This window comes from Paenibacillus sp. strain BS8-2 (genome assembly GCF_054483835.1).
Window position 1 is genome coordinate 6,182,390 of sequence record NZ_CM137010.1, and the last position, 10,111, is coordinate 6,192,500.

The 10,111-nt window shown below is 49.4% G+C and carries 5 protein-coding genes, 16 tRNA genes and 1 rRNA gene (1 of these 22 only partly in view); 1 reads left to right on the forward strand and 21 read right to left on the reverse strand.

Annotated features, from left to right (window positions below; all coding sequences use genetic code 11):
- Positions 1–74: 74 nt before the first annotated feature.
- The 4 genes from ACX1C1_RS26775 to ACX1C1_RS26790 form a co-directional block, all read right to left on the reverse strand.
- Entirely contained in the window at positions 75–1,685 is a 1,611-nt protein-coding gene (locus tag ACX1C1_RS26775) for a response regulator (RefSeq protein WP_458955154.1), read from the reverse strand.
- A complete protein-coding gene (locus tag ACX1C1_RS26780; protein WP_458955155.1) occupies positions 1,678–3,444 on the reverse strand; it encodes a sensor histidine kinase in 1,767 nt (588 codons plus the stop codon). The genes ACX1C1_RS26775 and ACX1C1_RS26780 overlap by 8 nt, the downstream gene beginning before the upstream one ends.
- 295 nt (positions 3,445–3,739) lie before the next feature.
- Complete coding sequence (locus ACX1C1_RS26785; protein ID WP_458955156.1) at positions 3,740–4,690, reverse strand: 6-phosphogluconolactonase; 951 nt, start codon at positions 4,688–4,690, stop codon at positions 3,740–3,742.
- Between the two features lie 61 nt (positions 4,691–4,751).
- On the reverse strand, positions 4,752–5,462 hold the full coding sequence (locus ACX1C1_RS26790) for a PIG-L deacetylase family protein (RefSeq protein ID WP_458955157.1): 711 nt from the start codon (positions 5,460–5,462) through the stop codon (positions 4,752–4,754).
- Positions 5,463–5,687: 225 nt separating this feature from the next.
- Here ACX1C1_RS26790 and ACX1C1_RS26795 point away from each other — a divergent pair, with 225 nt between their 5' ends.
- The gene (locus tag ACX1C1_RS26795) at positions 5,688–6,533 is read left to right on the forward strand and encodes a helix-turn-helix domain-containing protein (protein ID WP_458955158.1); all 846 of its coding nucleotides are present in this window, start codon (positions 5,688–5,690) and stop codon (positions 6,531–6,533) included.
- Positions 6,534–6,579: 46 nt separating this feature from the next.
- Here the strand turns inward: ACX1C1_RS26795 and ACX1C1_RS26800 are convergent.
- The 17 genes from ACX1C1_RS26800 to ACX1C1_RS26880 form a co-directional block, all read right to left on the reverse strand.
- Positions 6,580–6,661: transfer RNA gene (locus ACX1C1_RS26800), tRNA-Leu, on the reverse strand.
- A gap of 28 nt (positions 6,662–6,689) precedes the next feature.
- Positions 6,690–6,766: transfer RNA gene (locus tag ACX1C1_RS26805), tRNA-Arg, on the reverse strand.
- A gap of 14 nt (positions 6,767–6,780) precedes the next feature.
- Positions 6,781–6,854 (reverse strand) — tRNA-Cys (locus ACX1C1_RS26810).
- Between the two features lie 10 nt (positions 6,855–6,864).
- A tRNA-Gly gene (locus tag ACX1C1_RS26815) sits at positions 6,865–6,939 on the reverse strand.
- A 6-nt stretch (positions 6,940–6,945) separates the two neighbouring features.
- Positions 6,946–7,020: transfer RNA gene (locus ACX1C1_RS26820), tRNA-Gln, on the reverse strand.
- Positions 7,021–7,044: 24 nt separating this feature from the next.
- Positions 7,045–7,120: transfer RNA gene (locus tag ACX1C1_RS26825), tRNA-His, on the reverse strand.
- A 24-nt stretch (positions 7,121–7,144) separates the two neighbouring features.
- Positions 7,145–7,218: transfer RNA gene (locus ACX1C1_RS26830), tRNA-Trp, on the reverse strand.
- A 6-nt stretch (positions 7,219–7,224) separates the two neighbouring features.
- Positions 7,225–7,308: transfer RNA gene (locus tag ACX1C1_RS26835), tRNA-Tyr, on the reverse strand.
- 8 nt (positions 7,309–7,316) lie between these two features.
- A tRNA-Thr gene (locus ACX1C1_RS26840) sits at positions 7,317–7,392 on the reverse strand.
- A 12-nt stretch (positions 7,393–7,404) separates the two neighbouring features.
- Positions 7,405–7,480: transfer RNA gene (locus tag ACX1C1_RS26845), tRNA-Phe, on the reverse strand.
- A gap of 14 nt (positions 7,481–7,494) precedes the next feature.
- Positions 7,495–7,571 (reverse strand) — tRNA-Asp (locus ACX1C1_RS26850).
- A 32-nt stretch (positions 7,572–7,603) separates the two neighbouring features.
- Positions 7,604–7,680: transfer RNA gene (locus ACX1C1_RS26855), tRNA-Met, on the reverse strand.
- A 17-nt stretch (positions 7,681–7,697) separates the two neighbouring features.
- Positions 7,698–7,773 (reverse strand) — tRNA-Val (locus ACX1C1_RS26860).
- A gap of 66 nt (positions 7,774–7,839) precedes the next feature.
- A tRNA-Glu gene (locus tag ACX1C1_RS26865) sits at positions 7,840–7,914 on the reverse strand.
- Between the two features lie 4 nt (positions 7,915–7,918).
- Positions 7,919–8,006, reverse strand: a tRNA-Ser gene (locus tag ACX1C1_RS26870).
- Between the two features lie 3 nt (positions 8,007–8,009).
- Positions 8,010–8,085: transfer RNA gene (locus ACX1C1_RS26875), tRNA-Asn, on the reverse strand.
- A 101-nt stretch (positions 8,086–8,186) separates the two neighbouring features.
- A 23S ribosomal RNA gene (locus ACX1C1_RS26880) occupies positions 8,187–10,111 on the reverse strand; it runs 1,006 nt beyond the window's last position.

Below are 10,111 nucleotides of genomic sequence, written 5' to 3' on the forward strand. Positions count from 1 at the left end.
AGACCGACAGCTGTCGGCGTAATGACCGCATTGTCGGCGTTGTGACTTCTTCTATTCAGCTGTATCCGATTTTGCTAAAGGCGCTGATATTTTTTCCTGTATTCCTGGGGCGTCAAACCAGTGGCTCGCTTGTATACCTGCGAGAAATGCGAGAAGTTCGTATAACCCACCGCAACGGCAATATCGCTAATCCGATGATTGGTATTCGCAAGCTCAGTCTTGGCTCTAGCCATCCTGAGTTCAACAAGATAATCGGTCAGCGTTGAGCCTGTTTCCTTGCGGAACAACCTCGATAGATAAGCGGCATTCAAATAAACGAGCTCCGCCGCTTTCTCCCTGCTGAAGTCCTCATGGAGATGCTCCTTCATGTACTGCTGTACCTTCTCGACTGCAATGGACACCGACTTTCCTTGTTCTGACGAATAGGAAGCAGCCATCGTGCAGATCCGATGTGTCCAAGCACGCAGCTTTGCAATAGACTTAAGCGATGCCGCACCATCCTCCCACTCGTTCCCAGGGAATATGTCGGACACTTGAATCGTCCTCTCATTCAGCCAACTGAACAACATATTCATGAAACCATAGTAGAACGATGACAGAACCGTGTAATCCGCGTTCCTCTCCAGTAATCGATCGAAGCACTCATCGATCCGATAAGACAGCTCCGTCGCTTTACCTAATGACAGTAACGAGCTCCAATCGGAGAATGGGAACTCCAAAGGACCGCCCGAGCCAACTCGTCTAAGATTTGATCGTTCAGCTCGGAACCACACGGAGCCGCCCTGACTAACATTATGTTTCTCCTGCTCCAGCAGCCGTTGCAGCTCCGACCGTGCATCCTGCAGTGTGATAACATCCCCTGGATAACAAGATAACTGACAATGAAGCAGCTCCCGGCATTGTACGATCAAATGGCGGCAACGCGCTTCCAGCTTGATTTCATCGTCCGATTCTGAATGATAGACAATTACATAGAGCATACCATTGGGCTCCTGTACAACGGTTCCGGTCCGATCCTCTAATATAATCTCTTCGGCTGCCTTCTTTACTGCATATGTCATAATTTCTTCATCTCTCGCCGACCACTCTTCCCTCCACTCCTCGATGCTTAACACAATCATTCGAACATGACTAACTGATTGCAAAGGGATCTCATACGTCGCGAGCGCCGGATTCAGTTGGCTAGCACTCGCCGAAATACGGTAATGGAGATAGTCTTGCCAGAACCGCTCAACCAATGCGGGGCGCTGCCTGCGCCACTGATCCTTTACGTTCGCATAGGTCTCCTTGATCACGTCGAGTTGCCGTTGCTCCTTGACCTTCTGCGCCGCTGCTTCGATACATGTTTTTAATTGTCCGTGATCAATCGGTTTAAGCAAATAATCAAAACAATCGAGATGAACGGCCTGCTGCGCGTAAACGAAATCCGCATGACCCGTCAGGAACAAGGTCACCGTATCCGGCTTATGTTCCTTAACCCAACGAAGCAGCTCAATGCCGTTATCACCTGGCATATCGATGTCGGACAATAAGATATCGATGCGATGCTGCTGCATCAGTTCCTTAGCTTCCTCGGCATCGTAAGCAGTATGTATCTCCGCAATCTCAGTCTCGGACCAATCGATGCCGAGCCTAATACCCCGTATCGCGATATCCTCATCGTCGACAATCAACAAATTAAACATCGGCAGCTCCCCTTTGCTTGCCTAATGGAATCGTAATCGCAATATGCGCACCGCCATCTTCACGGTTCGAGAACGTAATGGTCGCCTTCTCACTATATAAGAGGTTCATTCGGTCTATGACGTTCATGATGCCTAGTCCACCGGTGCTATCATGTCGCACAACCTTTTTTTGCTGCAACTGCTCAAGCACATCTTCTCCGAAGCCTGCGCCGTTGTCCGATACTGTGAGGGTCAAGAAGCTCGTTTCCGATTCTATACCACTGCGTTTGGCGGTGATCCGAATATCGAATAACTTGCGCCTGTTCTTGAATCCGTGAATAATAGCATTCTCCACAAAGGGCTGGAGCGTCAATGCCGCAATCGGTGCCTGCTTAGATTGCTCATCGACTTCCATCGTACAGACCAGCTTATCGGGAAATCTCATCTGTTGAATCGTGATATAGTTGCCGATATGCGACAACTCCTCACCGAGAGTGATCATGTCCGAATTCGTACGCATGATGAATCGGAAGTAGTCCGCCAGGTGCAGCGACATTTTCTTAACTGATTCCGTATCCTTAAGGGCCGCTAAGTTATAGATAATATTCAAGCTGTTCATATAGAAATGCGGGTTAATCTGCCCCTGCAGCTGTCTTAACTCGCCTTGTTTGACGCGAAGCTGCTCCTCGTATACATCGATCTTTAGCGTCTTGATCTGCTCCGCCATCTTGTTGAAGGTATCGCCTAGAAATTCGAACTCAATTGTTTTGCCCCGCTTAAGTCGTACATCGAGTATCCCGAGCGCAATCTTTCTCATCCCGAAAATCAATTCCTGCATCGGCTTGAACAGCATACGTCGAATAAAGATAAGGTATAAAGTCAGCATGAGCAGCAGACCGATCGGAGCAAACAACGAAACATTTCGGAAGAAAAAAAGCTCCTTGAGAAGCGTGGCCTCCGGTACGATTACCTGATAAGCGACAGGCACTACCCGGCTTGGACGATTCATCACGAGATAAGATTTCTTATTGTCTTGGTTACTAAGCGTCTGATAGGCTGCATCCGTGATGTGAGTCGATGCCGTGTCTACCGGTGGTTCATCCTCCGTTAGCAGCTTCTTAAGCTGCTCATCCTCGCGCAGCCAGATGCCCGTATTACCTATAACGCCATCGCTCCATTGTTTGAGCAGCCGCTCGTTGATATCCTTCACCCGGATCAACGCCCCGATATGCAGCCCCGTTGTAACCTCAATACTATTGATCAAGAAGAACTCACCCGGCATTCGTTGATCATAACGCACTGCCCAGCTTCGGCTCATATCTGCCGATTGAGTTGCCATACCTGCGACTCGTTCCTTCATATGTGTTTCAATAATTTCTTGCATATTGTTGTAATCGCTATTTGTACCCAAAATGATATCATTGTCGTGATATAAGAACACACTGTCGATCACATTATAGATATCAACGTCTCGTTTCAACTTCGTATCAATCCGAATCTTTGTAAGCGTATACAAATCGTCGCTCATCGGAAACGACATCAGCATGCCAACATCCACATCTAAGATGGACATCTTAAGCAAATAATTGGTAATCTCGTCCAGATTATCATCCGTCTGCCCTACAAATATGTCTAGCGTATTGCGGTATGTCTCCGTGACTTTGTCCCGTACGATATCCCTGGCGTAGAAATGATTGATCATCATAAATAAGAGAGTCGGCAGCATAACCGCCAAGAATCCTGCAATCAGGATCGTGCGGATCGAATAGACAAATTTCAATGCGACAGCCTCCTTCTCCGATACCATACCATTCTACGCGAGAGAGCGTATTCCTTCCTTACGTGTGATGAAATGGATCGCTGAAGCTATACGACTGCCTCGGCACGCCAAGCTTTGTTCTCAATCATGTATCGCACTCAACGACAAGCGTCATGCAGTGGAAACGAATATGCTGATTCACCAGTACGATTTAACAACAGAAAAAATAGAAAAATGACGATGCTGATGGAGATTCTCTCCTGCATCGCCATTCCTGACTTTGTCACATATTGGCACTAGATCTAATAGACGCCGCTTAGTTCAAATCCGCACCGAGCGGACCCGCAAGCTCCTTCAGGAAAAACAACTTGCCCGGCAAGGTCGGCATAAACGTCGAGGGGAGCCACCGATCCGGACCGTGTCGCAATGTCGTCCACAGAGAGAGACCTTGCCACTGCATGCCTCTCCCAAGTGCCCCGTCGCAGCCGCCTATGATGTAATCCGACTGTAGGAACAAGCCTGGTCCAATCGTGTTGGCCCGGCAAGGCACGAGCGTCGTCCGACTCTTAAAGCTAGTAATCGCATTTTGTTCAATTGTAAGCGGATGAAGCTGCGCTCCGATCCGATGTGTTACTTTGCTCCATTCCGCATCGCTTGCGTATTCGCCGCCAAAGTGCGGCTCCCAGAATGCAATATGCATCATGCGCCCAATTCCAAATACGGTGATGAGCTCCGCTCCCTCCGCTTTCAAGGCCGCGATTTTCTCCGCATAAGTCGGAAGCGTCTTGGCGGTTGCAAAGTGTCGTTGTTCTACGGGCACGGAATATTCTCCCAATGGTCCGTAAAAGGCATGCTCCATTGCATATTGAAAGGAGCCAGGGTTGTCGGACGGCAACGTCCAGCCCGCTTCATCGCTCCACTCGTCCATATTAAAGCCATATACATGTTTGCAATCCACTTGCCATTCCTTCAGGAAATAAACCGCCCATTTGTACATGCCCATTGGACCCGCCGGAAGTATAAAAGCAACCTTGCGTCCTTCTTCTTTGCTCTTGCGGATTTGCCATGCGATCTCATGCCCCATCTTCACATCGAACTCGGCTACCTCTTCACAAGGAATCGGCTGAAATTGATCATTCCAGAATGGCTGGCACTCCCCGATCGATTCAGGCGAATTATCGCAGCAACGATCGATTTTCTCCATATCCCATCCCGCAGGGTAGAAACCTTCCAACATTGATCCTTTGACCGTTAGCGCAAAATTCATGCACATTCACACTCCTCTTTGATTTATTGATCCAATATGCCCATCGAATGGATCGATTCTGCTAGGGAAGCAGTCTCGCTGTAGTCAACCTTGGCCATGCTTGACACTGCGTGAAACCTTCCGCATAAGCCTTGCCGCACTGAAGCCCGCGAAACTTGGATACCGTGCGCACGAAATCCAGAAAGTCGATTCCGTCATGTTCGTGTAACCACTTGATCTGGCTCTGATGGCTGTTATTCATCTCGATCTTCACGCCGATATGATCGGAGATGTCCACATATTCGGTCGGATGGAATCCCACGCCTGCCAACGTGTCCATATAATAGATTGGTGCTACTTTGTCATGAGTATCTATTCCATCATCAAGGTTATAATGGGGTATCGTAGCCGAGAAGCTGGCATCGAACACCGCTTTGGAAACCTCCATGTGATCCTTCATATAATCCTCAGGCGGATGTGTAATGATATAATCCGGCCTCGTCTCTCTAATTAATTTAACTAGTTTCGCAATCAGCTCGTCCTGGTCCGACTTGACCAACAGATCAGGTATATTCAAGCTAATCACCTCGGCTCCGATCAAGGAGCCTGCCTTTTTAGCTTCCAGCCGCCTAATCTGAATAAGCTCTTCTGGAGGAATGATCTTATGCCCCTTATCCCCATTGGCTACATGAACCATCGTTACCTTGTGACCACAAGAAGACAACTTTGCCAATGTCCCTCCACAGCCAATCTCCAAATCATCCGGATGACATCCTACCGCCAAGATGTTCATATCTATTCCCCCATTTTACGATTCAAGTTTCGCCTAGCACCTGCCTGTTCCTCTCCAGTTTACTCTCTGCAATCGTATTGTTCTTTAGCAAAAAGTCCATTAAAAGTTGCAATAAGTCCACACTTGAACATGATATAATAGAAGATAGATGAAGCATCAACGGAGGTTGCAAATAAAGTGGCAGATGATCCGTTCGTTCGAACAAGACTTCAAGAGACTTTTTCAGTGAAGGACATCATATCCCTTCATTATTTTGAATTTTCCAAGGATTTCGCATTCGAAGGGGAGAAACATGACTTCTGGGAGTTTGTGTATGTAGACAAAGGGGAAATTGAAGTGTTTGCGGATACGGAAGGTTATTGCCTGCATCAGGGTGATGTCATCTTCCATAAACCGAACGAATTTCATGGCGTGTGGGCCAATAGGAGAATTGCGCCAAACGTCATCATTATATCGTTTGTTTGCCACTCCAAGGAAATGGCTTTCTTTGAAAATAAAATATTCACATTAAATAATTCTGAGTGCGAGATGCTGGCTCAATTGATGAAGAACGGCTTTGCCGCCTTTCATCCTCCCTTCGACGATCCACGAAATCATACACTTACGAGACGCGCCGATGCATCTATCGGTTCGGAACAATTGATCAAACTCTATCTGGAGATGTTTCTCATCCGATTAAGGGAGACCAATGATCTAACCAAGCGAGAGCAACGGCTGTCCGCGCCGACCAAGCAGCGAAGCGAAGCCGAGCTGGTTAACCGGATGCTCGTCTATATGGAGCAGCATCTATACGGTGAGATCCGGCTTGAACAAGTGTACAAAACCTTTAACTTAAGCAAGAGCCATGCTCTAACGATCTTCAAAGCGCAAACCGGAGAAGGAATCATGAAGTATTATCGCAAGCTGAAAATCGAACAAGCCAAAAAAATGATCCGCGAGCAGCGGCATAATTTCACCGAAATCGCCGATCTTCTTCATTACAGCAGCGTTCATACTTTTTCGAGACATTTCAAGTCCTTCACGGGTATGTCTCCGTCGGAATATGCGAGAACCGTGATCGCTAAAATGTAACAAAAAAGCTCTTAGGATTATTATCCCAAGAGCTTTGTTTCATGGTTGGTGCCGGTGAGAGGACTCGAACCTCCACGGTTTCCCTCACGATTTTGAGTCGCGCGCGTCTGCCATTCCGCCACACCGGCAAGTTAAACATTTGGTAAAGAGTAATTATGGCGCGGCCTAAGAGATTCGAACTCCTGACCTTTTGATTCGTAGTCAAACGCTCTATCCAGCTGAGCTAAGGCCGCACATTATGGGGTTGTGGAGGCGCCACCCAGACTCGAACTGGGGGTAGAGCTTTTGCAGAGCTCTGCCTTACCACTTGGCTATGGCGCCAGATAAATATTGGAGCGGAAGACGGGAATCGAACCCGCGACCCTCGCCTTGGCAAGGCGATGCTCTACCGCTGAGCCACTTCCGCAAAGAATGGCTGGGGATTCAGGGATCGAACCTGAGAATGACGGAGTCAAAGTCCGTTGCCTTACCGCTTGGCTAATCCCCAACATTTTTTTCAATTGTGTGAATATGGGGCGATCGACGGGAATCGAACCCGCGAATGCCAGAGCCACAGACTGGTGCGTTAACCCCTTCGCCACGACCGCCATGAAACACACATTAAGTAAATCTGGCAGGGGCAGCAGGAATTGAACCCACACCAAAGGTTTTGGAGACCTTTGTTCTACCTTTAAACTATGCCCCTAAAAACTGGTGGAGGATGATGGATTCGAACCACCGAACCCGAAGGAAGAGATTTACAGTCTCCCGCGTTTGGCCACTTCGCTAATCCTCCAAAAAACATGGTGCCGTCGAGAGGACTTGAACCCCCAACCTACTGATTACAAGTCAGTTGCTCTACCAGTTGAGCTACAACGGCATAATTGAAATATGGTGGCTCGGGACGGAATCGAACCGCCGACACAAGGATTTTCAGTCCTTTGCTCTACCAACTGAGCTACCGAGCCTGATGATGTTATAATGGCGGAGCTGACGGGATTCGAACCCGCGGTCTCCTGCGTGACAGGCAGGCATGTTAGGCCTCTACACCACAGCTCCACATCATTTTCTCGGATATCTCCGAAGGTAATTGGTTGCGGGGGCAGGATTTGAACCTGCGGCCTTCGGGTTATGAGCCCGACGAGCTACCGAGCTGCTCCACCCCGCGTCGTTAAGTAAAAATTATGGTGGAGGATGACGGGATCGAACCGCCGACCCTCTGCTTGTAAGGCAGATGCTCTCCCAGCTGAGCTAATCCTCCATGTTGAGCGACTTTCATATCATATCATGTTTTCTTATATGATTGCAAGTCTTTTTTTTGAGAAGTTGGTGACCCGTAGGGGATTCGAACCCCTGTTACCTCCGTGAAAGGGAGGTGTCTTAACCCCTTGACCAACGGGCCTTACTGGCAGAGAGGAAGGGATTCGAACCCTCGATACGTTGCCGTATACACGATTTCCAATCGTGCTCCTTCGACCACTCGGACACCTCTCTGTATGGCTCCCCGAACAGGACTCGAACCTGTGACAACTCGATTAACAGTCGAGTGCTCTACCAACTGAGCTATCAGGGAATATGGTTACTTTCAAGGTTGTTGTACCTTGAAAACTGGATACGAAAGGTTTGCTGAACCTTAAAGCTGTTGCTTATCGTTTGTATGAACAGATAAGCGTGTAGGATAAGCCCTCGACCGATTAGTATTCGTCAGCTCCACACATTGCTGTGCTTCCACCCCGAACCTATCAACCTCGTCGTCTTCAAGGGGTCTTACATACTGGGAAATCTCATCTTGAGGGGGGCTTCACGCTTAGATGCTTTCAGCGCTTATCCCGTCCGTACTTGGCTACCCAGCGGTGCTCCTGGCGGAACAACTGGTACACCAGCGGTACGTCCATCCCGGTCCTCTCGTACTAAGGACAGCTCCTCTCAAATTTCCTGCGCCCGCGACAGATAGGGACCGAACTGTCTCACGACGTTCTGAACCCAGCTCGCGTACCGCTTTAATGGGCGAACAGCCCAACCCTTGGGACCTACTTCAGCCCCAGGATGCGATGAGCCGACATCGAGGTGCCAAACCTCCCCGTCGATGTGGACTCTTGGGGGAGATAAGCCTGTTATCCCCAGGGTAGCTTTTATCCGTTGAGCGATGGCCCTTCCATTCGGTACCACCGGATCACTAAGCCCGACTTTCGTCCCTGCTCGACTTGTAGGTCTCGCAGTCAAGCTCCCTTATGCCTTTGCACTCTTCGAATGATTTCCAACCATTCTGAGGGAACCTTTGGGCGCCTCCGTTACATTTTAGGAGGCGACCGCCCCAGTCAAACTGCCCGCCTGACACGGTCCCCGTACCGGTTTCACGGTACTAGGTTAGAACTCCGATACGATCAGGGTGGTATCCCAACGGCGCCTCCACCTAAGCTGGCGCTCAGGCTTCAAAGGCTCCCACCTATCCTGTACAGATCGTACCAAAGTCCAATATCAAGCTGCAGTAAAGCTCCATGGGGTCTTTCCGTCTTGTCGCGGGTAACCTGCATCTTCACAGGTATTAAAATTTCACCGGATCTCTCGTTGAGACAGCGCCCAAGTCGTTACGCCATTCGTGCGGGTCAGAATTTACCTGACAAGGAATTTCGCTACCTTAGGACCGTTATAGTTACGGCCGCCGTTTACTGGGGCTTCGGTTCACAGCTTCGGGTTACCCCTAACCGCTCCCCTTAACCTTCCAGCACCGGGCAGGCGTCAGCCCGTATACTTCGCCTTACGGCTTCGCACAGACCTGTGTTTTTGCTAAACAGTCGCTTGGGCCTTTTCACTGCGGCCCCCTCGGGCTATTCACCCTACCGAGGCACCCCTTCTCCCGAAGTTACGGGGTCATTTTGCCGAGTTCCTTAACGAGAGTTCTTCCGCGCGCCTTAGCATGCTCTGCTCGCCTACCTGTGTCGGTTTGCGGTACGGGCACCTAGATCTAACTAGAGGCTTTTCTCGACAGCCGGAGTACATGACCTTCGCTACTGCAATTTTCGCTCCCCATCACAGCCCAGCCTTATAGTTGGCGGATTTGCCTACCAACTAGCCTCACTGCTTGGACCGGCTATTCCATCAGCCGGCGTCACTGCCCTTCTGTGTCACCCCATTGCTCAAACAATCTTCGGTGGTACAGGAATATCAACCTGTTGTCCTTCCACTACGCCTTTCGGCCTCGCGTTAGGTCCCGACTTACCCTGAGCGGACGAGCCTTCCTCAGGAACCCTTAGGCTTTCGGCGGACAAGATTCTCACTTGTCTTTTCGTTACTCATACCGGCATTCTCACTCGAATACAGTCCACCAGTCCTTACGGTCTGACTTCAACCCATATTCGACGCTCCCCTACCCAATGCAGCAAGCTGCAATGTCATAGCTTCGGTGGTGTGTTTAGCCCCGTTACATTTTCGGCGCAGAGTCACTCGACCAGTGAGCTATTACGCACTCTTTAAATGGTGGCTGCTTCTAAGCCAACATCCTGGTTGTCTGTGCAACTCCACATCCTTTCCCACTTAACACACACTTGGGGACCTTAGCTGATGATCTGGGCTGTTTCCCTCTTGACAATGGATCTTAG

What these genes read in the sequence shown, in the direction of transcription:
- ACX1C1_RS26775 (WP_458955154.1), bottom strand. Translation starts at nt 1,685, where the DNA reads ATGTTTAATTTGTTGATTGTCGACGATGAGGATATCGCGATACGGGGT.
- ACX1C1_RS26785 (WP_458955156.1), bottom strand. Translation starts at nt 4,690, where the DNA reads ATGAATTTTGCGCTAACGGTCAAAGGATCAATGTTGGAAGGTTTCTAC.
- ACX1C1_RS26790 (WP_458955157.1), bottom strand. Translation starts at nt 5,462, where the DNA reads ATGAACATCTTGGCGGTAGGATGTCATCCGGATGATTTGGAGATTGGC.